20 protein-coding genes are annotated in these 25,997 nt (G+C 57.9%); 5 read left to right on the plus strand and 15 right to left on the minus strand.

Annotated elements, in window-relative coordinates:
- The first annotated feature begins 431 nt into the window (after positions 1-431).
- Positions 432-2,369, plus strand: coding sequence for a M23 family metallopeptidase (locus RMR16_RS17290; RefSeq protein WP_320202230.1), 1,938 nt, complete (start codon positions 432-434; stop codon positions 2,367-2,369).
- Positions 2,370-2,567: 198 nt separating this feature from the next.
- On the opposite strand, the gene RMR16_RS17295 is transcribed toward RMR16_RS17290, so the two are convergent.
- The 4 genes from RMR16_RS17295 to RMR16_RS17310 form a co-directional block, all read right to left on the minus strand.
- Entirely contained in the window at positions 2,568-3,692 is a 1,125-nt protein-coding gene (locus RMR16_RS17295) for a Gfo/Idh/MocA family protein (RefSeq protein WP_320202231.1), read from the minus strand.
- A 61-nt stretch (positions 3,693-3,753) separates the two neighbouring features.
- Positions 3,754-4,554 carry an ATP-binding cassette domain-containing protein gene (locus RMR16_RS17300; RefSeq protein WP_320202232.1) on the minus strand — a complete coding sequence of 267 codons (801 nt, stop codon included), beginning with the start codon at positions 4,552-4,554 and terminating at the stop codon, positions 3,754-3,756.
- Positions 4,555-4,556: 2 nt separating this feature from the next.
- On the minus strand, positions 4,557-5,678 hold the full coding sequence (locus RMR16_RS17305; protein ID WP_413786061.1) for an ABC transporter permease: 1,122 nt from the start codon (positions 5,676-5,678) through the stop codon (positions 4,557-4,559).
- 109 nt (positions 5,679-5,787) lie between these two features.
- Positions 5,788-6,732, minus strand: a complete 945-nt coding sequence (locus tag RMR16_RS17310; RefSeq protein WP_320202234.1) for a sugar ABC transporter substrate-binding protein — start codon at positions 6,730-6,732, stop codon at positions 5,788-5,790.
- A gap of 158 nt (positions 6,733-6,890) precedes the next feature.
- Here RMR16_RS17310 and RMR16_RS17315 point away from each other — a divergent pair, with 158 nt between their 5' ends.
- Positions 6,891-7,886, plus strand: a complete 996-nt coding sequence (locus RMR16_RS17315; RefSeq protein ID WP_320202235.1) for a LacI family DNA-binding transcriptional regulator — start codon at positions 6,891-6,893, stop codon at positions 7,884-7,886.
- 83 nt (positions 7,887-7,969) lie between these two features.
- Here the strand turns inward: RMR16_RS17315 and clpB are convergent, their stop codons facing one another.
- A complete protein-coding gene (clpB, locus tag RMR16_RS17320) occupies positions 7,970-10,588 on the minus strand; it encodes an ATP-dependent chaperone ClpB (RefSeq protein ID WP_320202236.1) in 2,619 nt (872 codons plus the stop codon).
- Between the two features lie 1,463 nt (positions 10,589-12,051).
- Here clpB and RMR16_RS17325 point away from each other — a divergent pair.
- Entirely contained in the window at positions 12,052-12,303 is a 252-nt protein-coding gene (locus RMR16_RS17325) for a hypothetical protein (protein ID WP_432354934.1), read from the plus strand.
- Between the two features lie 255 nt (positions 12,304-12,558).
- Here RMR16_RS17325 and RMR16_RS17330 read toward each other — a convergent pair whose 3' ends face one another.
- From RMR16_RS17330 to RMR16_RS17350, 5 genes are all read right to left on the minus strand, one after another.
- Positions 12,559-13,461, minus strand: coding sequence for a DUF4167 domain-containing protein (locus RMR16_RS17330; protein WP_320198557.1), 903 nt, complete (start codon positions 13,459-13,461; stop codon positions 12,559-12,561).
- A 390-nt stretch (positions 13,462-13,851) separates the two neighbouring features.
- Entirely contained in the window at positions 13,852-14,712 is an 861-nt protein-coding gene (gene prmC, locus RMR16_RS17335; RefSeq protein WP_320198558.1) for a peptide chain release factor N(5)-glutamine methyltransferase, read from the minus strand.
- Entirely contained in the window at positions 14,709-15,788 is a 1,080-nt protein-coding gene (gene prfA, locus RMR16_RS17340; RefSeq protein ID WP_320198559.1) for a peptide chain release factor 1, read from the minus strand. The genes prmC and prfA overlap by 4 nt, the downstream gene beginning before the upstream one ends.
- Before the next feature lie 35 nt (positions 15,789-15,823).
- Entirely contained in the window at positions 15,824-18,091 is a 2,268-nt protein-coding gene (gene ptsP / locus RMR16_RS17345) for a phosphoenolpyruvate--protein phosphotransferase (protein ID WP_320198560.1), read from the minus strand.
- Between the two features lie 169 nt (positions 18,092-18,260).
- Entirely contained in the window at positions 18,261-19,544 is a 1,284-nt protein-coding gene (locus RMR16_RS17350) for an aspartate kinase (RefSeq protein ID WP_320198561.1), read from the minus strand.
- Positions 19,545-19,902: 358 nt separating this feature from the next.
- On the opposite strand from RMR16_RS17350, the gene RMR16_RS17355 reads away from it, so the two are divergent.
- Complete coding sequence (locus RMR16_RS17355) at positions 19,903-21,747, plus strand: DEAD/DEAH box helicase (RefSeq protein ID WP_320198562.1); 1,845 nt, start codon at positions 19,903-19,905, stop codon at positions 21,745-21,747.
- 55 nt (positions 21,748-21,802) lie between these two features.
- Here the strand turns inward: RMR16_RS17355 and RMR16_RS17360 are convergent, their stop codons facing one another.
- Positions 21,803-22,621, minus strand: coding sequence for an SH3 domain-containing protein (locus tag RMR16_RS17360; RefSeq protein WP_320198563.1), 819 nt, complete (start codon positions 22,619-22,621; stop codon positions 21,803-21,805).
- A gap of 219 nt (positions 22,622-22,840) precedes the next feature.
- Here RMR16_RS17360 and ubiG point away from each other — a divergent pair, with 219 nt between their 5' ends.
- On the plus strand, positions 22,841-23,587 hold the full coding sequence (ubiG, locus tag RMR16_RS17365) for a bifunctional 2-polyprenyl-6-hydroxyphenol methylase/3-demethylubiquinol 3-O-methyltransferase UbiG (RefSeq protein WP_320198564.1): 747 nt from the start codon (positions 22,841-22,843) through the stop codon (positions 23,585-23,587).
- A gap of 267 nt (positions 23,588-23,854) precedes the next feature.
- Here the strand turns inward: ubiG and RMR16_RS17370 are convergent, their stop codons facing one another.
- The 4 genes from RMR16_RS17370 to grxC form a co-directional block, all read right to left on the minus strand.
- On the minus strand, positions 23,855-24,298 hold the full coding sequence (locus RMR16_RS17370) for an SRPBCC family protein (protein WP_320198565.1): 444 nt from the start codon (positions 24,296-24,298) through the stop codon (positions 23,855-23,857).
- Positions 24,299-24,393: 95 nt separating this feature from the next.
- On the minus strand, positions 24,394-24,822 hold the full coding sequence (locus RMR16_RS17375; RefSeq protein WP_320198566.1) for a DUF1178 family protein: 429 nt from the start codon (positions 24,820-24,822) through the stop codon (positions 24,394-24,396).
- On the minus strand, positions 24,819-25,679 hold the full coding sequence (locus RMR16_RS17380) for a carbon-nitrogen hydrolase family protein (RefSeq protein ID WP_320198567.1): 861 nt from the start codon (positions 25,677-25,679) through the stop codon (positions 24,819-24,821). The genes RMR16_RS17375 and RMR16_RS17380 overlap by 4 nt, the downstream gene beginning before the upstream one ends.
- A gap of 35 nt (positions 25,680-25,714) precedes the next feature.
- Positions 25,715-25,969, minus strand: a complete 255-nt coding sequence (gene grxC / locus RMR16_RS17385; RefSeq protein WP_320198568.1) for a glutaredoxin 3 — start codon at positions 25,967-25,969, stop codon at positions 25,715-25,717.
- Between the last annotated feature and the right edge of the window lie 28 nt (positions 25,970-25,997).

Here is a 25,997-nt window from a genome sequence, read left to right on the forward strand (position 1 = left end):
CGCTCAGTCTTCGGTTTTCTCTAGAACGAAGGACATCGTCGCTAGCAGCGCCGCCGCCCTCGTTCAGTGAGCGGGTTATAGAACTACACCCAATACATAGTCAACAGCCACTTTTGAAGAAAATACAGAAAAGTCATAACCATATGATATTAAAAGCTTATTTCGAATATTAGCAGTCAATGACCCCGCCCGCCCAAAATCCAAACCACAAAACAAGCCCCAAAATCACGCCAGACACACGCCATACAAGCCACGCGCCACGTTTTCGACATCTCTTCCCCATATCTCCGACACCAACGAAGCATGCACATATATAAGCCTTGGTACAAAGCGGTGCTTAGAGAAGCCCGTGTTTGACTCAGGACTATGAAAGTTGCACATCTTCGGCTCAGGTTTTCTGGAGAGTATATGTACGACTGGTCGCAACAGGCATGATGACGGATCGCGAAATGATCCGCTCGCTTGGAACCGAACCGCCTATCTTGGCGGAAGGACGGCGGGCGCCTGACCGGCGGGAAATCTCCTTGCGTTGGCTGAGCGGGACATTCCTCACGGGTATTACCTCTTCTATCCTGATGGGCGTGGCTTTGTTTGCCGCCCTCGATGGTCGGCAGCAGCTGGCCATTCCGGCCGAAGCTTTTGCCCGCGCTGATATGGAACATGATGCGTCTGAAACAGTGCGACGCGGTACACGGCTCTTGGCACCCAATATTGCGGCCAGACCTTCCGACCGTTCCGTGATGGAAGTGTCCACCGTTATTCATGACGGCGACAAGGAAGTGGTGCGCAAGGTGCCGTTTTCCCATGTAAAGATCGCGCTCGCTGCCAATTACAGCAATCAGGAGGATTATCCTCCCTTTGATCCGCTGAATATCTTCGCGACAAATGACGACGCCTCCCCCGCGGCCAGCAAGACCGGCACTATCTATGGTTCGGAAGTGGAATCGGAGGTCAGCCTCAAAACGGTCGCCTTCCCGACGAAGAACAGCCCCTTTGCTTACGCCGGTGGAATGAGCTTCGATGAGGTTGAGGAGGCAGTGCGTTCCAACGGCTCCATGCTGACCGACGGTAATGAGCAGCTTGCAGCGCTTTATTATATCGATCCGCGTCGTTTCGAAGCCACCGAAGACGTGGACATGACAGCAGGGCTTTCAGCGCGTGTCGTCGAGCAGAACATGTCTGTTTCCACACCGCAGGCAGCGACCATCAAGTTTCAGGAATATGCAGACGACGTGATCCCTGTGCGTCAGGCTCAGACGATGGAAGAAGCGCTGTTCGGCGCGGGCTACTCCAAGGAGCAGGCAAAACAGACGGCAGCAGCGCTTGGCGCGGAAAACAGATCGTCAGACGTCCAAGCCGGTGATGTGCTGCGGATTGGCATTTTGCAAAGCGATGAGAAAAGCGATGTCGTGCGTGCCAGCCTTTATCGCAAGTCGCGCCATGTCGTGACTGTGGCAACGAATGACACGAAACGTTTCGTCAGAGGCACCGAGCCGCCATTACTGGATGCGATTGCCACCGCTTTTGACAGCAGCAACGCGCCGCTGACCGCAAACCGTGATCTGCCACGTGTGTATGATGGTGTTTATCGCGCCGCTTTGACCTATGGCATGAACCAGACCATGGTTTCGCAGCTCGTCAAACTTCTTGCCAGCAGCGTTGATTTTCAGGCGCAGCTGAAACCGACGGATTCGCTGGAGGCGTTCTTCTCCGTCGAGGGGCCGGACGGCAAGGCGACCGACCAATCCGAGTTGCTCTACGTCAATGCCAAGTTTGGCGACAATGAAACGCGCTTTTACCGTTTCCAGAACGCCGATGATGGCAGCGTCGATTATTTTGACGGCCAGGGCAAAAGCATTCGCCAGTTTCTGATCCGCAATCCCGTGCCGAACGGCCGTATGACCTCCGGTTTCGGTATGCGCCGTCACCCGGTTCTGCGGTTCAGCCGTATGCACACCGGCACCGATTGGGCGGCGGCGCGCGGCACGCCGATTATCGCGACGGGTAATGGTGTGGTCGAAAAGGCGGGTTGGGCTTCCGGTTATGGCAACCAGACGCTGATCCGCCATGCGAATGGTTATGTATCGTCTTACAATCACCAAAACGCCATTGCCAAAGGTGTGACCGAGGGTGCGCGCGTGACGCAGGGTCAGGTCATTGGGTATGTGGGCTCGACGGGCCTTTCGACCGGTGCACATCTTCACTATGAGCTGATCGTCAACGGCACCAAGGTCGATGCCATGAAGGTGCGTTTGCCGGGTGGAAAATCTCTTTCGGGCGAAGCACTGGCACGATTTTCAGATGAGAGACGCCGCATCGATACGCTGCTGAACATCGACGCCAAGCCGGATCAGGTTGCCAGCCGCTAGAGCCTTTGACGTTTGACGGCAGCATATCCCGCCTGTGCGATATCCTTTGCACATTCGTCTGGTTTGATGCTGCGAACTATGGCTTCTGGATAAAGATGACATGATGGCACGCGCCGCGTTCCCTCGCCCGCGGCTTTACTGGCCATTGCGTCCACTGGCCTTGCGGCGTTCCAGCTGGTCGCCGCAAATCCGTTTAGCTCAGCTCTCTCTTCCGATTTTTACCCAGGCATTGTCGTGACGCGATCTCGCCATCGCATGAACGACGGTCTCGATCTTCAGGCCTTGATCAAAATCGATCAGCCTCGCAGTGTCGCCTTCCAGTGCCTTGATGATTTCATGCGCTTCAATGACCTTGAGGTCATTAAAGCCGAGGCCGTGGCCTGGCGCGGGCAGAAAATGGTTGTAGGGCGCGTGGGTCGGGGCGATCAAAATGGTCCGGAAGCCCTGTATGTCCCCAGGGTCGTTTCGTAGGTAAAGCTGAAACTCGTTGGCGCGCTCCTGATCGAACAGGATTGAGCCTTCCGTGCCCAAAATCTGCAAAGCGATCCGGCCCTTGCGGCCCCAAGCCGAGCGATTGACCGCCAGTATCCCTGTCAGCCCGCCATCAAAGCGCAACAAGGCGGAGGCGATGTCGTGAGTTTCAATCAGCCTGTCTTCACCCTGTCCATCCTTCAACATTTCCGACGGCTTGGCCATATCGACGATCACTTCGACGGGAAGGCCGACGATCGTGTGAAGAAGCGACAACGGGTGAACGGCAAAGTCGTCCAAGGCCCCGTAGCCGGATTCGGCACGATGCTTGAAGGAAAACGGCATGTCGGGGGCCGCCATGAAGTCCTCGTCCATCTCTATGCGAACATGGGTGACGCGGCCGATGCGGCCATCCTTGACCAAGGCTTCGATCTGGCGGATCGCCGGGCTTTGGATATAGTTGTAGCCGAGAACGGCCAATGTGCCGGCACTTTTCGCAGCCGTCTGCATAGCCTGCGCATCGACGAGCTTCGTTGCCATGGGTTTTTCGCACCAAACATGCTTGCCTGCCTTAAAGGCGGCAATCGCCATCTCTATGTGGAATTGGTTTGGTGAGGTGATCGACACAATATCGACCTCTGGATCGGCGATCACCGCCCTCCAGTCGCCGGAATGTCTCTCGAATCCAAACTCGTCTGCGCGTTGCCTGGCCAAGTCGTCGGAAATCTCACCGAGATGAACCAGCTGCGGACGCAGTCCGGTGCCGAAAGTGGCCGCCACGGCATTCCATGCCAGCGCATGGCACTTGCCCATATAACCCGTGCCGATCAGGCCAACGCCAAGTTTTTTCACGTCGTTTCCCCCGTTGAGTGTGTTGAACCGGGCGCGGCTGTTGCCCGCACCCCTTGAGCGATCAGATGGTCCCGCCAAGCTCGGCAGACAGCGATTGAAGTTCCTTGCCGCCAGCCATCAGGTTTTGCAAAGCGTCGATGTCGATTTCATCCTTCTTGAACGTGCCGAGCGTCTTTCCCCGGTTCAGGATGGTGAAGCGATTGCCGACCGCGTAGGCATGGCGCACGTTGTGGGTAATGAAGATCACGCCCAACCCCTTCTGCTGGACCTGATGGATATATTTCAGCACCATGGACGTCTGTGCGACGCCCAATGCGGATGTCGGTTCATCAAGGATCAGGACCTTGGCACCGAAATATACGGCGCGTGCAATCGCCACGCATTGGCGCTCACCACCCGACAAGGTGCCGACAGCCTGATTGGGATCTCGGATGTCAATACCGATCTTCGCCATCTCCGCGCGCGTCACGTCATCGCAATGCTTGAGGTCGAGCCGGCGGAGGGGGAAGACGCCCTTCATCTTCTCGCGCCCCATGAAGAAGTTGCGCGTGATCGACATGAGCGGAATCATAGCCAAGTCCTGATAGACCGTGGCGATACCAGCATCCAGCGCGTCGCGAGGACTGTCGAACGACACGGGCTTGCCTTCAACGAGGAAGTTGCCTCCGGAGGGCTTCACCACGCCGGAAAGCGTCTTGATCAGCGTCGACTTGCCGGCGCCATTGTCACCCAGAAGGCAGAGGACTTCCCCCTTTGAGACCTGCATGGATACGCCCGACAGCGCAATGACGGAGCCGTAGTGCTTGACGATATTGCTGACGTCGATGATGGGGGTGTTGGAGTCATTCGTTGTAGAAACCATGATCAGCGCACCCCTGTGACTTTGCGGCGGATGAAGTTGTTGAAGAGGACTGCGATCAGCAGCATGGCACCGAGGAACACCTGGAACCAGTCGGAATCGAATTTCGTGTAGGTCAGGCCGATGGAAACAGTGCCGAAGATGATCGCACCAAAGAAAGCGCCGATGGCCGAACCGTAGCCGCCGGTCAAAAGGCTGCCGCCGATGACCGCCGCGATGATCGCCTCGAATTCCTTCTGGAAGCCGCGGCGGGCGTCCGTCGATCCGGCGTCCAGCACGGTGATGATGGCGACGAGCGTTGCAGCGCAGGCGGTCAGGGCAAAAAGGCTTGTCTTCACAGTATCGACCGGTACACCGGAATTGCGGGCGGCAACGGGATCGCCACCCACGGCGAATATCCAGTTGCCGACTTGGGTGCGCAGCAGAACCCATGTGGTCAGCCCGGCCAACAGCACGAACCAGATCACCGAGACCGGCACGCCCGTGACCTTGGGCACGCCATTGTCGAACTTGTCGATCAGGTCATGCTTGGCAAGCCACAAGAAAACACCTTGGAATGCCTGGCCCGAAAAAACACCCTTGAGATAGCTGTTGCCGACAAATTGATCGATACCGCGAAGTTGCGTGGAGCCGCCCGTGGCCCATTTCAGGCCGACAAGGGTAAGGCCGCGCAGGATGAACAGAAAGGCAAGGGTCACGATAAAGGAAGGGAGCCGTGTGCGGATGACGATCTGACCGTTGATCGCACCCATCAATGCCGCAAAGGCCAGAGTCACCAGAATAGCAATCCAGAGCGGCTGCCCGAAGTTGGTCAGGGCCACGCCAAAGATTAGTCCGGAAAAGGCAACCATCGAACCGATCGAGAGGTCAAATTCACCGCCGATCATCAGCAAGGCTGCGGCAATCGCCAGGATACCCAGCTGCGAAGCTGGCGCCAGAACAGTCATTAGACCGGCCAGGGAAAACATCGTGCGGTCTGCGGTGACAAAAAAGAAAGCGGTTATGAGGATAAGACCCGCCACGGCCCCCAGTTCGGGGCGGCGCATCAATTGTGTGAGAAAACTCACCTGCTTCATCCGCTCGTCGGCCTTTAGCGTTGGGATGATATGTTGTTCGGTCATGGTCATGGTTCCTCCCATGGGAAACGGGGGATCGAAGACAGGTCTTCGGTCGCGAGCGCCCTCCCCCCGCGATGACGCGGGGAAAGGAGGGACAGTCATTCGGTTCGGATGTGGATCAGCGAATGCCCTTTGCAGACAGTTCGATGGCTTGAGCAGCCTTTTCCTTGGTGATCAGGTTCGGACCAGACGGCACGTCGCCGCCAGGAATGAGGCCGTATTTGGCGTAGTTGGCCAGAAACACGACGGGGAGGTAGCCCTGAAGGAACTGTTGCTGATCGATCGCGAATGAGGCTTCGCCCGCATCCACCGCCTTGAGGAAGCCAGCAGAAAGGTCGAAGGTGGCGACGTGGATCTTACCGGTCTTGCCGGCTTCTGCCACGGCGGTCAGAGACGGTTCTCCGCTCGTGCCTGCACCAAGGGCGATGAGCGTATCGATGGCCTGGTTCGAGCTCAGTGCGGCTTTGACCTTGGCCTGTACCTCGGTCGGGTCATTGCTGACCGGAAGGACGGCAACTTGCCCGCGGAAGCCGTCGGCAAAGCCCCTGCACCGCTCATCGAGAGATACGTTGCCAACTTCATGATTGACACAAAGGCCGTTCTTGCCGCCCATTTCCCTGAGCTTATCGCCTGCGACCTTGCCGGCAGTGTATTCGTCCTGGCCGACATGGAGTAGCGCACCAAGCGATTTGGCGACGTCCGATCCCGAATTCATGGAAATCACCGGAATTCCGGCATCAACTGCACGCTTGATAGACGGCGAGAGCGCGGAAGCGTCGGGAATGGACACCACCAGGCCAGCCGGCTTCTGATTGACGGCTGCATCGATCAACTGGCCCATGGCCACCATGTCGAAGGTTTCCGGCGCACGGTAATCGACCGATACCTTGGTGTCTTCGGCGGCTGCGTTTACGCCATTTTTGACGACAGACCAGAATGGATCGTTGGCCTGACCATGGCTCACAACGATGATTCGCGTGTCCTGTGCGTTTGCAAATGACAGTGGCGCGACAGAACCGAGCAGTGCAGCGCCCAGCATGAGTGTTTTCAAAACGGATTTCATTGTTTGCTCCTCCAAAGCTGCCTCAACCGGTGAAAAACCCCAATTCCTCGTTTTGCCACCGGTGGCATACGCTTGCAAAATATCCGATCAGGCACGAAAATCAAGGTTGCATTCCATTTTATTGTGAAATGGATTTTTTATTCTGAATTGAGGTTGTGATGCGGAAGGTCGTTACCGCAAAAGATGTTGCGGATTTGGCTGGAGTGTCAAAGTGGATCGTCATCCGGACGTTCAGGGAAGGCGCCTCGGTGTCTTCGGAAAAGCGGGTAAAGGTCGAAGAGGCCGCAAAAGTGCTGAATTACCGGCCGAACCTTCTAGCCCGCAGCCTGGCCACCAACCGCACGCAGCAAATCGGCATTTTGGTGGACGACTTCTCCAATCCTTATAAGTGGTCGTTTCTGGAACGCTTCACCGAGGAAGCTCAGGAACGCGGCCTGGTGACGGTCCTCATCAACCTCAACTCGAACTTCAACCATGTCAGCGCAGTACTGGATGCCGCGCAGCGCCAATTGGATGCCATCGTTCTTTTTGATACGGCATTTCGTGACGAGATCATCAAGGATATGCAGATGGGCGAGCATCTGCCTCCGCTCTATGTCCTGGCGCGGGAAGGCCAGTTTCCCGATGTACCGTCCGTGCTCTGCGATTCCGAGCAGGCGATGAAGGAGATCGTCGAGCACCTGGCCGGCAAGGGATACAAGCGCCCGGCCTTCCTGTCCGGCACGGAAACCCTTCAATTGGGATTGGGGCGTGCCCTGTATTTCCAGCAGTCCTGGGCAAGCCGTAACGTCGAAGTCGTCACAACCATCATGGCCGGCAGCTACCGGGTGGAGTCTGGTGCCGACGCCATGCGTTGCTTTTTGAACCGGACGCCGGCCATGCTGCGTCCGGATATTATCATGTGCGAAAACGACGTCCTGGCGGTCGGCGCGATGGATGTGGCACGCTCGGAATTCGGAATGCGCGTTCCACAGGATATGGCCTTCGTCGGATTTGATAACATACCGCTGGCAGCCGCTCCGAGTTATGCGCTGACCACCTACGAACAGCCGCGTGACCAGATGATCGGGCGGATTCTGGACATGATTGGCGGTCAAGCGACGAAGCACTCTGCCCGTTTGCGCGGCAGGCTTATCGAGCGTTCCTCGACATAGCTGCGATTAAAGCATCCCATGCCTATGCTTAAACGCTAGGCCGGAATGAAAAGGGCTCCATCGCTGGAGCCCTTTCTGTTTCATTATGCCGCGTCGGCGGTTTCGATGTCAGGCCGCAACGGCTTGACCTTGAACAGCAGCCTATCCGTGCCTGACGTCACCTTGACGCGCGAACCATCGGGGATTTCGCCACCGAGAATCATTTCGGCAAGGCGATCCTGAACCGATTTCTGGATGACGCGCTTCAGCGGACGTGCGCCGTAAGCGGGGTCATACCCCTTGTCGGCCAGCCAGTTGCGCGCATCCTCGTCCAGTTCCAGCTGGATCTTGCGATCGCTGAGCAAGGACAAAAGGCGCTCAAGCTGGATATCGACGATGGCACCCATCTCATTGCGATGCAGGCGATGGAACAGGATGATGTCGTCGATACGGTTGAGGAATTCAGGCCGGAAATGCGCCCGCACCCGCTCCATCACGATCTCACGCACCGAAGCCACATCGTCATTATCGCCCATCTGCGTCAAGAACTCGGAACCGAGGTTCGAGGTCATGATGATGATGGTGTTCTTGAAATCGACAGTGCGGCCCTGACCATCGGTCAAACGGCCATCATCCAGCACCTGCAACAGGACGTTGAAGACATCCGGATGCGCTTTTTCGATCTCGTCGAACAATACGACCTGGTAGGGACGGCGGCGAATGGCCTCCGTCAACGCTCCACCTTCCTCATAACCGACATAGCCAGGAGGCGCGCCGATCAACCGGGCAACGGAGTGTTTTTCCATATATTCAGACATGTCGAGGCGGACCATGGCCGTATCGTCGTCAAACAGAAAACGCGCCAATGCCTTGGTCAGCTCGGTCTTGCCCACACCGGTTGGCCCGAGGAAGATGAACGAGCCGATGGGCCGGTTCGGATCCTGCAAACCTGCGCGGGAACGGCGAACCGCTTTCGACACGGCCTGAACCGCCTCGCCCTGCCCGACAACGGACTTGGCCAGATCGTCTTCCATGCGCAGCAGCTTTTCGCGCTGGCCTTCCAGCATTTTATCGACCGGAATGCCGGTCCAGCGCGACACGATATGGGCGATATTATCCGCCGTCACCACTTCCTGAACCATGGAACCGGCACCGCTGCTATCATGCTCTTCAGCAGACGCCAGTTCCTTTTCCAGACCGGGGATGATGCCATAGGTCAACTCACCGGCACGCTGAAACTGGCCGTTGCGCTGGGCCGTTGCCAACTCGTTGCGGGCTTCATCCAGCCGTCCCTTGAGGTCTGCGGCAAGGCCGAGCTTCTGCTTTTCCGCCTGCCAGCGGGCCGTCAGCGCATCAGCCTTTTCTTCCGTGTCGGTCAGCTCGTCCTCAAGCTTTTTCAGCCGGTCTGCCGACGACACATCGGTCTCCTGCTTCAAGGCTTCACGCTCGATTTTGAGCTGGATGATACGGCGATCCAGTTCGTCCAGTTCTTCCGGCTTGCTATCCACCTGCATCCGCAAACGCGAGGCGGCCTCGTCCATCAGGTCGATGGCCTTATCCGGCAAAAAGCGGTCGGTGATATAGCGGTTGGACAGGGTCGCAGCGGCCACCAGAGCCGAATCCGAAATGCGGACCTTGTGGTGCTGCTCGTATTTTTCCTTCAAGCCGCGCAGAATGGAAATCGTGTCTTCGACGGTCGGCTCACTGACCAGAACCGGCTGAAAACGACGCGCCAATGCCGGGTCTTTTTCCACATGCTTGCGATATTCATCCAGCGTGGTGGCACCAACGCAGTGCAACTCACCGCGCGCCAAAGCGGGCTTGAGCAGGTTGGACGCATCCATCGCGCCATCGGCTTTACCGGCGCCGACCAGCGTGTGCATCTCATCGATGAACAGCACAATGCCGCCGGCTTCCGCCTGAACTTCATTCAGAACGGCCTTCAGACGCTCTTCGAACTCACCGCGATATTTCGCACCGGCGATCAAGGCACCCATGTCGAGCGCCATCAGCTTTTTGTCTTTCAGGCTTTCTGGCACATCACCATTGATGATGCGGAGCGCCAGACCTTCGGCTATCGCCGTTTTACCGACGCCCGGCTCACCGATCAGCACGGGGTTGTTCTTGGTGCGGCGCGAAAGGACTTGGATCGTACGACGAATTTCGTCGTCACGACCGATCACCGGGTCCAAGCGTCCATCGCGGGCTTCTGCCGTCAGGTCACGCGCATATTTCTTCAGCGCATCAAAACCCTGCTCGGCATTGGCACCATCTGCGGTGCGGCCTTTACGGATGTCGTTGATGACCTGATTGAGCGCCTGTGCGGTCACGCCTGCTTTTTTGAGCGAAGCAGAGGTGGAGGCAGAGGTTTCAATGGCCAGCGCCTGCAACAGCCGCTCCACGGTGACGAAACTATCGCCAGCCTTTTTGGAGACGTCTTCGGCGGTTGAAAACACCTTGGCAAGCGGTGCGGTCAACGAAAGGCCGCCATTGCCGCCGGTGACTTTCGGCAATTTTGCAAGGGCGGCATCATTGGCAAGCCGCGCTTCCTTGGCATTGCCACCGGCACGCTCGATGAGGGCCGCAGCCATGCCCTGATCATCGTCCAGAAGGACTTTCAGCACATGCTCGGCAGCAAACTGCTGATGATTCTCGGCAAGCGCATAGGTCTGCGCAGACTGTAAAAATCCACGGACGCGCTCGGAATATTTTTCAATGTTCATTCTCAAAACTCCTTGTACCGCCCTGCCCGTTTTCGGCACAGCACGGAATGTTAGGGTTGAGGCTCCCTGAAGCGGCAAGCCCCGCTGCGATCTTTGCATTTTGAAGGTGCAGTGACCGCCTTGAGTGGGAGGTTTGGCTTGTCACCGCGCATCCCGCTCTGATGGACTTGATATGGTATGGAATTTTGCTGGTTTAAAGAGGTGGATGGTGAGGGCGTGTTGATTTTTAAGTCGGCGGGTTTGGGTGGGGAGAAATCGCCAGCGCCGGAGAAAGCTCGCCCCCCTCTGCCCTGCCGGGCATCTCCCCCACAGGTGGGGAGATTAGCAAGTGGCACGCTTTTCGCTTTATTCGCAACGTTCAAGATGGGCGAGATGGTGACCTCTAGCCGATCTCCCGACCTATGGGGGAGATGCCCGGCAAAGCAGAGGGGGATGAGCCACACCCTCGGGCTGTCACCGTTGCACTCCTCGCCACACCCTCCACCCTCATGCTGAGGTGCTTTGGCCGAAGGGCAAAGCCTCGAAGCATCCGTTGGTTGGCGCACTTGCGTCCCGCAACCCTCGTCCTTCGAGGGTCGCTTCGCTCCCGCCTCAGGATGAGGGTTACTACTGTCGCACCCGTTGCCGTTACGTTGCACTCCCCGCCGTTAGCTCTGCCTGTCACCGTTGCATTCCTCGCCACACCCTCCACCCTCATGCTGAGGTGGCGCGCAGCGCCCTCGAAGCATCCGGCTACGCACTCAACCGCAAATCCAATCCTGTCAAAAATCCCGGCCAACTCGTCCCCAAGCTTCGCCGTTCACGCGGCAGCGTCTGCCCGTGGTGTGATCTTCATTCAGTGTCCATCGCCTGATCGGCCATGGTATGTCGGACGGGGCGCAGAAAGTTGCCTCGTTGGGTAGTATAAAATGGCACCTCTCAGCGCCCCGCTCGGCTGTTGTTGCCGGACAGCAATCCACTTGCCATGGCTGGCAATCCCGGAGGGCGAAGGGAAAACCTTGCCGGAGAACCGGTCGGACATAGCCAAGGTCCAACCCTTCCCATCCGGGTGGCAATATCCTGTTTCCAGAACACCGCCTGCCAGTTCGGCCCCATCTGCCTTCGATTTGCTCCCGCGCCGATAATCAAGGGGCGGGAGGATCGATCCGTTTTTCGCAAAGACGTCCCGCTGCACCAACGGCTGCGGGTCGTCCTTGCGATCCGTCCGCGCCGTATCGCTACGGTGCGGGGCAGATGCAGCGTGTTCCTGTGTACCGCCTGACTTTCGCCTCTCACCCGATGGTCGCGTTCGACCACAAGACGATGAGCTGTCGGTACACCCGGCGGCGGACTTCCTGGTTGCGCATCGTACTTTCCGAAGATCAAGCGATCTTCGGGTCGATGCGGCCAGGTCGGGCATCGGGAAGACAACGCCAGCCGGTCCGCAACCGGCGTCATCCTCCTCCCGTTGCCGCCGGGGGGATTTGCTGCCCGGCCCCGGCGGTGAAGGTTTGCGTAACCCCTTCACCGCCAGCACCGATCCCGCCTCGCCGCAACGCCTTGCGGTGTATCCGAAGGCGGAACAGGGGTATTATCTCTCAGGTTTGGAGCGTGTGGAGAAAGTTGCGAAAATTTTATATTACGTGATTTTATCTTATAAAGCATTGATTTTATTTTATATTTTTGTGACAGTGGGAATTTTGATGGGCGTGCCTTACCCTCCATCCTCATGCTGAGGTGCTTTGGCCGAAGGGCAAAGCCTCGAAGCATCGGTTGGTTGGCGCACTTGCGTTCCGCATCCCTCGTCCTTCGAGGGTCGCTTCGCTCCCGCCTCTCCTTCGACAAGCTCAGGATGATGGATGAGGTGGGAAAGAAAGTGAGATGCCAAGTCTTGCTCGATGCTAGCCCAGAACACCACCACCCCTCCCCCAAAACGAAAAAACCCCGGCGAACCGGGGTTTTTGTCTCTCAGACCCATAAAACGAACCGCGTTATTCCGCAGCGTTTTCCAGAGTTGCGGCTTCGCTTCCTTCTGTGCCTTCCGGTGCAGCTTCACCCTCTTCGCTGCCTGCCGTGCGGCGGGGGCGGCGGGGACGGGGGCTGGTGCTGCGGGGGCGGCGGGGGGCGCGCTCCGAAGGAGCCGAACCAACCTGTGCTTCTTCTTCGACAGCAACCTCTTTCGGCGTGCCTTCAATAACAGGCTGCGGTGCGGAACTTGCATCGTAAACAGGGACGGTGACTGGCACAGCCACGGGTGCGTTGACAAGCACGGGAGCATTCTCGTCCTGCGCTTCGCGGGGCTGACGCTCCTGCCGGGGTGGGCGGTCGCGACGGTCGCGGCGTTCGTTCCGATCCTGACGCTCTGGGCGATCCTGACCTTCCCGTGGCTGGCGTTCCTGACGCTCCTGTCGTTCCGGCTGGTCCTGACGCTCTTGGCGTTCCTGACGCTGCGGGCGCTGCTGCTCGGAATAATCCTGTTGCGCAACGGGCGCGGCGTTTACAAAGCCGTCATCGTTGTCATCGCCGTCGATATCATCGCCGTCACGGTCATTCTGGAATTCGCCGCGCTCATCGCGCTGGAAACGTTCCTGCATCTGAGCCTGAGCCGATGCGATGATACGGTTGTAGTGTTCCGCGTGCTGCAAATAGTTTTCAGCCATGATACGGTCGCCGGAGCTTTGCGCATCACGGGCCAGCGTCGTGTATTTTTCCGCTATGTGCTGGGCCGTGCCGCGGATTTTAACATCGGGGCCGGAACTGTCATAGGATCTGGTCAGCGGGTTACCGCCCTTGCGGTTGAAATTATTATTATTTCCACCACCACCATTGTTATTGTTGTTATTATTGTTGCTACCACGCCCTCGGCCGCGCTTGTTTTGCTGTCCTGGCCTCATCAATTGCTCACCTGAATTCTGTCGCGCCGACAATTCTCGTTGTTTCGATCCAGTTTCGGAAGGGACGCCAAAAGGCGATTTTCCGAAAATGCTCCCATCACGCATTTCGCCCTCTTGGGACAAAACCTCGCGTATACCGACCAGATGCGCAAATGCTGCATCGAGCCGCCTGCGATAAAAAGTTTACTGATTCACATGCCGGAAACGCCCAGCCTTTGGGGGCTCTCAAAAGAACCCGTTTCGGGACCGATCCAAACCCTGACGAATCTCAAATTCGCCTTCAGCCACCCGACATGTGCCCGCAAACTATCCCGCTTCCTGCGGAAATCCAAGCCTTTTCTTTTGCTTTGCAGAATATCCTTGAACAAAACACAGATGGTGCGGCCTCATTTATTTGCAAAAGATCAAAGCACGATCATTGCCGCCGTAATCTTTTATGGCTTCAACGCAAACATAGCCTTGGGCCGCAAATATGGCGGTGACATCCGCCTTCTGATCGTAGCCGATTTCGAGCCCGATAACACCGCTATCATTCAGGAAATCCGCCGCTTTTTCGGCAATGGCCCTATACGGCAAAAGACCGTCTTTTCCGCCATCCAGTGCGGCAATGGGATCAAAGTCCCGCACGTCACGGTCAAGCTTTTCAATGACTTCGCTTCTTATATAGGGCGGATTTGACACGATTATGTCGAAGCGGCCCGAAATATGCGCGAACCAGTTGCTTTCTATGGTTTCAAAACGATCCTGAAGACCATGGCGCTCCGCGTTTTTGCGCGCCGTGTTCATGGCATCGGCTGCGATATCGCTGCCGACGCCTGATGCCTGCGGACATTCGTGCAAAAGCGCCAGGCAAATCGCGCCCGTACCGATGCCCATATCGAGAATGCGGGCATGGCCTTTGTGCGCGATGATTCGCCGCAGCTGCGGCAACAAGGCGTCGACCAGCACTTCGGTATCCGGCCTTGGTTCCAGCGTGCCGGGCGACAGCAAAAGGTCGAGGCCATAGAATTCGCGGTGGCCGAGAATGCGGTGAACGGGTTCACCCTTTTCGCGGCGGGTGACCATGGTTTCGATTTGCGCGGCCTCGTCATCGGTGACGGGGCGCGTGCCGTTCAGCACGAAATCCGTCAGCGAAAAGCCGATGACCCCACCGATCAACAGCCGCGCGTCGATCAGCGGATCGGCAACGCCGGCGCTTTCCAGACGTTTGCGGATCTCAGCGACGAGGGTTTGGACATCAGGCTGGCTCAATGGCGCTCGCCAAGTTGGGCCAGCTGGCCTGCCTGATAATCGGCAATCAGCGCGTCGACCATCTCATCGATATCGCCTTCGATCATGCGGTCGAGCTTGTACAGCGTGAGGTTGATGCGGTGATCGGTGACGCGGCCCTGCGGGAAGTTATAGGTGCGAATGCGCTCTGACCGATCGCCGGAGCCGACCTGGCTTTTGCGGTCGGCGGAGCGTTCGCTATCGACCTTTTGCCGCTCGATATCGTAAAGGCGCGAGCGCAGAACCTGCATGGCCTTGGCGCGGTTCTGGTGCTGGGATTTTTCTGAAGATGTGACGATGAGGCCGGTGGGCAGGTGGGTGATGCGGACAGCAGAGTCGGTGGTGTTGACGTGCTGGCCGCCTGCTCCGGATGCGCGCATCGTATCGATACGGATATCCTCCGGGCGGATTTCGATGTCGATGTCTTCGGCTTCCGGCAAAACGGCGACCGTCGCCGCCGAGGTGTGAATGCGGCCGCTGGCCTCGGTATCCGGCACGCGCTGCACGCGGTGGACGCCAGATTCGAATTTCAGTTTGGAAAACACGCCGCGCCCGGTGATGGTGGCGATGATTTCCTTGAAACCGCCCGCTTCGCCTTCGCTGGACGACAGGACTTCCACTTTCCAGCCCTTGGCGCTGGAAAAACGCTCATACATGCGGAAAAGGTCACCGGCAAAAAGGGCCGCTTCCGAACCGCCCGTGCCAGCGCGGATTTCGACGATGGCGCTCTTCTCGTCGGCTGCATCTTTCGGCAGCAGCAGGATTTGCATGTCCTTTTCCAGCGCCTCGATGCTGGAATAAATCTCCGGCAACTCGGCTTCGGCCAGATCACGCATGTCCTTGTCGGTGGACTTGTCGGCCAGAAGTGCCTCCAGATCCGCAGCTTCGGCCAGTGCCTTTTCGTATTCGCGGATTTTTTCCACGACGGGCTGGAGTTCCGAATATTCTGACGCCAGCTTTACATAAACATCGGCGGCAGGGCCAGCCGACATGCGCGCTTCGATTTCACCGAAACGCCGCTCAAGCTCACGCATTTTTTCGACGGGAAGCTTCGCCACCTGTCACGTACTCCAATTGCTGGTGTTGTTATTGTTCAAATAGGGATGGAATTGGTCGCCGCATAGCGCAAAAGCAGTTGCCGCGTGCTTTCCAGGGATTTGTAATCGTCCAGCGCCGCGTTCAAATCATCTGCCAGCGTTGCCACATCCAGCCCCAAAAGCATGGCCTTCACCGGGCCGATTGCGGTGGGCGACATGGAAATGGAGCGGAAACCAAGCCCGATCAGCGCCATGGCCGACAGTGGTTTGCTGGCCATTTCACCGCAGAGCGTGACCTGCGTGTTGTTGCGGGCACCGGCGCGAACGATATCGCGCAGAATGCGCAGAAACGGTTTGCCGAGATTGTCGAAACGATCCGACACACGCGCATTGCCACGGTCCACCGCCATGGTGAACTGGAACAGATCGTTGGACCCGACCGACACAAAATCGACCTCGGCCATCAACTCATCCAGCTGCCACATCAAGGCTGGCACCTCCAGCATGGCGCCAAATTGCAGCTTGCGCGGCAGGGAATGGCCGAACTTGGACAGGTGCTGCACTTCCTTTTGCAACAGTTCCCGCGCCGCACGGATTTCGCCAACCTCGGTAATCATCGGCAGCATGATGCGCAGTTCCGCACCCGACGCCGCGCGCAAAAGGGCACGCATCTGGGTGCGCATCAGGCCCGGACGGTCCAGTGACAGGCGAATGGCGCGCCAGCCCAGCGCCGGGTTTTCCTCTTCCTGACCGCGCATATAGGACACGACCTTATCGCCGCCGATATCCAGCGTGCGGAAGGTGACAGGCTTGCCCTTGGCGTTGCGCAGAACGCTGCGATAAAAGGCTTCCTGCTCCTCGCCCTTGGGCATATTGGAGGCGATCATGAATTGCAGTTCGGTGCGGAACAGGCCGATGCCATCCGCGCCGGATTCTTCGAGCTGCGGCAAATCTACCAGCAGGCCGGCATTCATTTTCAGATCGACTTTCACGCCATCTTTGGTGATCGGCTCGACATCGCGAAGCGCACGGAACTGTTCCTGACGCTTGGCACGCAGCCGAACCTTTTCCTCATAGGCGCGCTGAAGATCGATGACAGGGCGCAGATGCACCTGTCCATCATCACCATCGATGATGATAGGATCGTTGTTTTCGGCCAGGGCGACGATGCCTGCCGCCTGCCCGATGATGGGAATGCCCATGGCGCGTGCGACGATGACGACGTGGCTTGTGACCGCGCCGTCTTCCAGCACCAGACCACGCAGCTTTTCACGCGGATAATCCAAAAGTTCGGCGGCACCCATGGCGCGCGCCAGAACGATGGCATCTGCCGGAAAGTCTTCTTCCGGCGGGCGACCGCCATACCCGATCAGCTGGCGCAGCAGGCGGTTGGCCAGATCATCGAAATCATGCATCCGCTCACGCAGATAGGGGTCGGTCAGGCGCATCATGCGCGCCTTGGTGTCGCTCTGAACCTTTTCGACCGCCGCTTCTGCCGTCAGACCATTGCGAATGGCCTCTTCCATGCGGCGCACCCAGCCCTGGTCATGCGCAAACATGCGGTAGGTTTCCAGCACCTCGCGGTGCTCACCTTCCGTTGCGACATCACGGCGCTGAAGCATGTCATCGATGGACAGGCGCAGGGAGCCGATGGCTTCGGCCAGCCGGCGGATTTCCATATCGGCATCTTCGTTCAGAAGATTGGTAACGACAATACGCGGATCATGCAGCACGACATGGCCAAGGCCGATACCTTCACCATAGGCGTCGCCATCGATGGAGACGGCCCGTGTGAGGTCCAGCTCCACACCGGGGCGGGTGATTTTTTTCAATTCACCGCTCGCCACGATTTCCGCAATAAGCATCGCGGTTGTTTCAAGCGCTTCAACTTCATCCTCCCGGTATGTTCGGCTGGTCTTGTTCTGAACGACAAGAACGCCAAGAGTGCGACCGGATCTCAAAATCGGCACACCGAGGAAAGAATGATAAATTTCCTCACCCGTTTCAGGGAGATAGCGGAAAGCAGGATGGGCCTGCGCATCGGAAAGATTGAGCGGTTGGGCGGATGCGGCAATGGTGCCGACAAGACCTTGCCCCATTTTCAACTGGGCAAGATGCACCGCGTCCTTGTTCAAACCTTCGGTGGCGTAAAGCTCCAGGACACTGTCGGAACGCAGCACATAAACGGAACACACTTCTGCGACCATGTTGCTGGCAATTTGCCGAACAATCTGGTCGAGGCGCTCCTGCGGCTCAAGGTGCTCCGCCATCATCTCGCGAAGCCGCTTGAGCAGGACGCGCGGACCTGCGGAAAGGTCTCTCATCGCGTGTGCTCCCTGACACTGTAACACGCGGAACGACATGATCCGCGTGAAAGGATCGATCAAAAACTATAGCGCCTGCACAGCAAGCCGCAAGGCATGGATGCGCAGTCGACGCAACATCAGGACACAACGCCCGTAGAATCGGATGGCGTGTAACGAGATTACAGAATCAACTCTTATCCAGACCGTAAGCAGAATGCAAAGTGCGAACTGCAAGTTCCGCATAAGCACCATCAATAAGGATGGAAATCTTGATTTCCGACGTTGTGATGGCCTTGATGTTGATATTCTTTTCGGCAAGCGCCTTGAACGCGCTGGCGGCAACGCCCGCGTGGCTGCGCATACCGATGCCGATGACCGACACTTTGGCAAGGCCGGTTTCGTTCTGAACGACGTCAAAACCGATTTGCGTCTTGTTGTCGTCCAACACCTTGATCGCCTTGGCGACATCGCCCGAGGGAACGGTAAAGGTCATGTCGGTGCGCGAACCATCTTCGGAGATGTTCTGCACGATCATATCGACGTTGATATGCGCTTCGGCCAGCGGTCCGAAAATGGCGGCGGAAACACCGGGCCGGTCCGCGAGGCGGCGCAGCGAAATCTGTGCTTCATCCTTGGCATAGGCGATGCCGGTTACGACTTCCTGTTCCACGATTTCATCCTCGTCACAAATCAAAGTACCGGGCGGATTGATAAGGTCACCCATGCCCGGAGCATCGGGATCTTCAAAACTGGAGCGCACGAAGGTACGAACCTTGTGCACCATGGCAAGCTCGACCGAGCGGACCTGCAAGACTTTTGCGCCCAGAGACGCCATTTCAAGCATTTCTTCGAACGCGATCTTCTTCAGGCGGCGCGCCTTTGGCACGATGCGCGGGTCGGTGGTGTAAACACCGTCCACGTCCGTGTAGATATCGCAACGGTCTGCCTTCACGGCAGCGGCGATGGCAACGGCAGAGGTATCGGAGCCGCCGCGACCGAGCGTGGCAATACGATTATCTGGCCCAAGACCCTGGAAACCGGCAACGACCGCAACCTGGCCTTCGCCCATGCGGCGAATGATATCGCTGCCATCAATGTCCAGAATGCGGGCCGCGCCATGGGCGTTGTCCGTGCGGATGGGGATCTGCCAGCCCTGCCATGAGCGCGCATTGACGCCCAAAGATTGCAGGGCAATGGCCAGAAGACCTGATGTGACCTGTTCACCGGACGCGACGATGGCATCATATTCCCGCGCATCATAAAATGAGGCGGCACCACCACTGGAACCGGCAACCTTCGGCGTGTTCTGAACCCAGTCCACAAGCTCGTTGGTTTTTCCGGACATGGCGGATACGACAACGGCCACTTCATGGCCAGCATCCACTTCGCGTTTCACATGCCGTGCGACATTATGAATGCGTTCTAGGTTTGCGACGGACGTGCCGCCGAATTTCATGACAATGCGAGCCATAGTTTTGACCAGTACCATCCCAATTTGCCACAAAAAACAGTGGACAAGAGCACAACCCAGTCGGCACTTTCTAAACGAAAGGCCTCAAGTTGCGGGTCTCATAACGAAAAGGCGAGGTGCACGCAATGCCGTTTATGAACCATGCGGTACGCCTTTTGAAACAGGCCATGCCGTGCACAAGCACGTCACAATGACGCAAGCGTACCGCATTGGTCTGTACAAACGCCCTTATTCACAGTAAGAGCGCGTCAATTCAACTGGCTGAATGGCCGAAATGGCCCGTATCGGCTGCTTTATGACCCTTATAATTTAATGGTTTCGAGCGGATGCAGGCAGCCCAATATCCGAAAGACGGTAGATGACAGACACCCAGGGTATCGCCCCGGCGATTGCACAGGCGTTGGAAAAACGCGGTTACAAAGATTTGACGCCTGTGCAGAAGGCTATGCTTGCACCGGAACTGGCGGATGCCGATGCGCTGGTTTCCGCGCAAACCGGCTCCGGCAAGACCGTTGCATTTGGCATCGCGATTGCGCCGACACTTCTTCAGAAGAACGGTCGTTTTGGCCCAGCCGGTGCACCTTTGGGCATCGCCATTGCCCCAACCCGCGAACTTGCCATGCAGGTCAAGCGCGAGCTGGAGTGGCTGTACGAGTTTACCGGTGTTTCCATCGCGTCCTGCGTTGGCGGCATGGACATTCGTGCCGAGCGCCGCACGCTGGAGCGCGGTGCGCACATCATCGTTGGCACACCCGGCCGTCTTTGCGATCATATCAAGCGTAAGGCGCTCGATCTGTCGTCCATCCGCGCCGTGGTGCTGGATGAAGCCGACGAGATGCTGGACCTTGGTTTCCGCGAAGATCTGGAATTCATTCTGGAAGAATCGCCTGCCGAACGCCGCACGCTGATGTTCTCGGCAACGGTATCGCGCAGCATTGCGAAACTGGCCGAAAGCTACCAGAAAAACGCCGTGCGCGTTGCAACGACATCCGAGCAGAAGCAGCACGTCGATATCGAATACCGCGCCATGCTGGTTTCCCCGTCCGACCGCGAAAACGCCATCATCAATGCGCTGCGCTATTATGAAGCCCGCAATGCCATCGTGTTCTGCTCGACACGCGCCGCCGTCAACCATTTGACCGCACGCCTGAACAACCGTGGTTTCTCGGTCGTGGCGCTGTCTGGTGAACTCAGCCAGAACGAGCGGACACACGCCCTTCAGGCCATGCGTGATGGCCGTGCCCGCGTGTGCGTGGCAACGGACGTTGCGGCCCGAGGTATCGACTTGCCGGGTCTTGAATTGGTCATCCACGCCGATCTGCCAACCAACTCCGACACATTGCTGCACCGTTCCGGCCGCACGGGCCGGGCCGGACAGAAGGGCATCAGCGCCATCGTGGTGCCGATGAGCCAGCGCCGCAAGGCGGAACGCCTTCTCGAAGGTGCAAAGGTCAGCCCCGCCTGGGTTCGTCCGCCATCCGTTGAAGAAATCACCGAGCGGGATGGCACACGCCTTCTGGCCGATGCATCGCTGAACGAAAATGTCAGCGATGACGAGCGCGATTTCGTCAACAAGCTTCTGGAACAGCACGGCGCCGAAAAGGTTGCTGCCGCTTTTGTGCGTCTCTACCACGCGGGCCGTTCCGCACCGGAAGACATTGCCGAAGTTTCGCTCGATGGCAGCCGCAAACCGCGCCGCGAGGGCTTCGAGCACGTCGAAAACAATGAACCACGCCGCGAGCGTTCGGACTTTGCCGACAGCGCATGGTTCACGCTTTCGGTTGGCCGCAAGCAGAATGCCGAGCCACGCTGGCTGATCCCGATGCTGTGCCGCTTCGGCAAGCTGACCCGTCAGGACATTGGCGCGATTCGTATGCAGCAGACGGAAACCTATGTGGAACTGACCGCCGATGCGGTGGACCGTTTCACATCCGCACTCGGCAAGGACATGGCGCTGGAAAAGGGCATCCGCGTCAAGGCGATGGACGGCAAGCCGGAAATGACCGGCGCCAGCCGTGAAGACACCCGCCCGGTCAAGGCTCAAAAGAAATTCACCGCCAAGCCAGCAGGTGCAGGCGAGCGCCGCACCGACGACAAGCCATGGAAAAAGCCACGGCCTGCCGGTGACGGACCGGGGAAGTTCGAAGGCAAAAAAGACAAGCCTTTCGAAAAACGCGCTCCGAAGAAAAAAGATCGCAGTTAATCAAAAAAGCCCGGCGGAGATATTCCGCCGGGCTTTTGTTTATAAGGCACCCAGTTTATTGGCGTGGCGCGCAGTTTGCCTCACCAATAACACATCCGCTGCCCTCTCTGTTCTGCGGCACCATTCTGCGAGTATCTACGTCCGGACGACGACCAGCATTATCGTCCTCACGTAGCCTGTTCCACTCACGAGCTGCGTCTCGACCTCTCTGGTTGTCACTGCCATTGTCTCTGTTCCGGCTGCTATCCCGATTGTCGTTGTTATCCCAACGCTGACGGTCGTCATCGCGACGGGGCGGTGGGCGTGGACGGTCGTTCTGGTTCCAATCGCCGTAGCGCTGTTCCCAACGGCCATCATTCGGGCCACGACCTCGGTTGTCATCGCGACCTCTCTGGTCGCGCCATTCGTCACGCGGACGAGGACGATCCCAATCGGAACGTGGTGGTGGCGGCGCATTCCAATATCCGCCGGACGGACGACGCCAACGGTCACGATCGCGGTAGAAATCGCGGTCGCGGTAGTGGCTATCCCAGTAACGGCCAGCTTCAAACGTGATGATCGGAACGCCGAGATCACGATAATAACGGGGCTCGACATAAACGCGGTTCTGGCGATAGCTTGCCTGAACATAACGTCCTGCCACCCAACCGCGACCATAGCTGAACGACACATCGCACCAGGGCGTGTCCGACAGGCAGCCATGGATCGTCAGCGGCGCGCCCACCGGAATGACCACAACGGCAGGGTAAGCCGTGCTGGGGCCGGAGCGCATATTGACGTTGGCGGTGGAAAAGCCTTGCGTTGCCGCCTGCGCCATCACCGGGGCAGCCATGAGCGCAAGCAGCGCAATTGCACCAAACAGTTTTTTCTTCACTTCATTCTCCTCAAGCAAAGGCTTGGCCGCCGATATCCGGCATGTCACGCTTGGAAACTACGCGTTCCATCATGAACACAGCATGAAGCGAAAATGACCGTATATCAGTTCCTTGCGACGACAAGGCGCAGGCGCTATCGCCTACGTCTTTTGTGCCCTGCCCTTGACTTCACGGGTCAATCATCCGACTTCAGGGGGAGTATGAGATGGAGCAGAACCATGAGCGAGACCGCGAAAACAACCGTCGACCAGAGCGAAGTGGACCGGTTTTCCGCCATGGCTGCGGAATGGTGGAGCCCGACCGGCAAATTCAGGCCACTGCACAAATTCAATCCGGTGCGGCTGGAATATATTCGCAACAAGGTCTGCGAGAACTTTGGTCGTGATCCCAGGGCACACCGCCCGCTGGAAGGCCTGCGGGTGCTGGACATCGGCTGCGGTGGCGGTTTGCTGTCCGAACCCGTGGCCCGCATGGGCGCAGATGTGGTAGGTGCCGATCCATCCGACAAAAACATCGGCATTGCCTCCACCCATGCCCGCGAAAGTGGCGTGAGCGTCGACTACCGCGCCGTGACCGCCGAGCAATTGCTGGCAGCGGGCGAGACCTTCGATGTGGTGTTGAACATGGAAGTGGTGGAGCATGTGGCAGACGTCGATTTCTTCGTCACCACCTGCGCAAAAATGGTGCGCCCCGGCGGGCTGATGTTTGCCGCCACCATCAACCGCACGCTCAAAGCCCGCGCACTGGCGATTTTTGCCGCTGAAAACGTGCTGCGCTGGTTGCCGCGCGGCACCCACCAATATGAAAAGCTGGTGCGCCCGGACGAGTTGGAAAAGCCGCTGACCGCCGATGGCATGCACATCGTCCATCGCACTGGCGTGTTTTACAATCTGCTCCAGGACCGCTGGAACCTCTCGCCGGATATGGAAGTCAATTACATGCTGCTGGCGAAACGCCCGGCGTAATCCGGGCGATTTTCTAAAGTTTGTCAGGTCGGGGGTATTTCACGATAAATGGCGTTGGGTGTGGCCGCCCCCTCTGCCCTGCCGGGCATCTCCCCCACAGGTGGGGAGATCGGCACGTGGTGATGTATCGCCCATCTCAAACGCTGCGAATAGAGTGGGGAACATGCGTCTAGCTAATCTCCCCACCTGTGGGGGAGATGCCCGGCAGGGCAGAGGGGGGCGGCCACACCCGCTAACGTGTACTGTAAAAGCCATTCACGCGATTTTCTAATTCCTGATATCAGGCTCAGCCACGCGGGCGAGGTTGCGGAGTGATTCCTGCCAACCGAGATAACAGGCCTCGACGGGAATGATATCTGGAAGGCCGGACTGGCTGATGGTGATTTCGGTTCCGACCGACACTTTTTTCAGCGTCACCACAACCTCCATTTCGCCGGCCACGGCGGGGTCATCGAACCTTTCGGCATAGCGTAACAACGCACCGGGAACGAGTTCCAGATATTCACCGCCAAAGCCGTGGATTTCGCCTGTCGTGAAGTTACGGAACGACATTTTGAATGCGCCGCCGACGGTGGGTTCGAAATGGTGCACGGTGCAGAGAAAACCGTTCGGCGGCAGCCATTTGGCAAGTGCATCCGCTTCCAGAAAGGCGCGATAGACCTTGTCCGGGCTGGCCGCCAGAACGCGATGAAATGTGATGGTGTTGGGCATGATCGTGGTCCCTGTGTTGGAAGCATTACAACAACAAGGACGAATATGGGGCCGTCGATCCGACAATGCTCAAAAAAATCTTGCGAAAAGACCCGTCAGTTCACATCATCCGGCAGGATCGGCAGTGGCGCCACGTCGATGCCTTCCTCGATCAGCGCCTTGGCCTCGTCCGGCGAGGCCTGTCCGATGATGCCGCGCTCTTCCGCTTCGCCATAGTGAATTTTGCGGGCTTCCTCGGGAAATTTATCACCGACATCTTCGGCATTGGAGCGAATGGTGGCCAGGGTTTCCCTGATCTTGGCGAAGGCGATCTTCTGGGCCTTGTCCATGGCCAGCGTGCGTGTCGCATCTTTCTGGCGTGCCGTTGAGACGGACGGTGCCATCAGCATTTTAGACACGCTCTGCGAACCACAAGACGGACAGCTGATGAGGCCGCGCGAAAGCTGGCTGTCAAAATCAGCGCTGCTGGAAAACCAGCCTTCGAATTCGTGGGATTTTTCGCAGGAGAGCGAATAGCGTATCACTGAACGCCGCCTCCCGCAGCCGCGCCGCCTCTCACCGTATCAAGGTTGAAATCACGGGCATTTTTGAGATTGGGGATTTTGCCACGGGCAGCGGCAACGGCGGATGGATCGATCTCCGCAAAGATGATTTCCTCGCCAGCACCACCGGCCACGGCCAACACATTGCCCCATGGATCGATGATAATGGAATGGCCAAAGGTTTCGCGACCATCTTCATGCACACCGCCCTGGGCGGCGGCGATGAGGAAGGCACCGTTTTCAATAGCGCGGGCACGAAGCAGAACTTCCCAATGGGCTTCGCCGGTCTGTTTCGTGAAGGCGGCGGGAACGGTCAAAACCTGCGCCCCGGCCACGGCTTCCGTGCGAAACAGCGACGGGAACCGAACGTCATAGCAGATCGCAAAACCGAACGTCGCCAGCGGCAACTCGGCCACGCGGGCCTCTTTACCGGGTTCATAAGCCGAGCTTTCGCGCCAGCTTTCGCCATTGTCCAGATCGACATCGAACATGTGGATTTTATCATAGGTGCAGATGCGCTCGCCATCCGGCGCAAACAGGAAGCCGCGATTGGCGATCTTGCCGTCGGGGCGGGCAATGGCTGTGGAACCGACATGCACGTAAATGCCGAGTTCACGCGCCAGCTTTGCCGCCGTCAAAACGATGATATCGCCCTTTTCATCCTTGAGACCGGCGCGAAGCACGTCGCGGTCTTTCTGGATGGCGCCGGTCATTTCAGGGGTCTGAACATACACCGCACCCTGCGCTGCCGCTTCACGCACCAGACGCTCCATAGCATCGGCGTTGGTTTTCGGATCGACGCCCGAGCACATCTGGATTGCGGCAGCCTTGAAACTCATCTGTTCAGTCCTCTGTATCATCGTCTTACCGAAGCTCAATCAGCCAAAAGCGCGTCGAGTTTGCCGTCGCGATCCAGCGCGTGCAGGTCATCACAACCGCCAACGTGCTGCGTGCCGATGAAAACCTGCGGAAAGGTGTTGCGACCGGATTTCTCAATCATTTCCTGCCGGTAGTCAGGATTTACCGTTGCGTTATATTCGGCAAAATCCACGCCCTTGCTCTCCAGAAGAGCTTTGGCGCGGGCGCAGAAACCGCAGAAATCACGCGTGTAGATCGTAACGGATGCCATCAATCATAAACCTCGCAAATGGCTCGTC

The sequence above is a fragment of the Agrobacterium sp. rho-13.3 genome, assembly GCF_033957765.2.
Taxonomy (GTDB): Bacteria; Pseudomonadota; Alphaproteobacteria; order Rhizobiales; family Rhizobiaceae; genus Agrobacterium.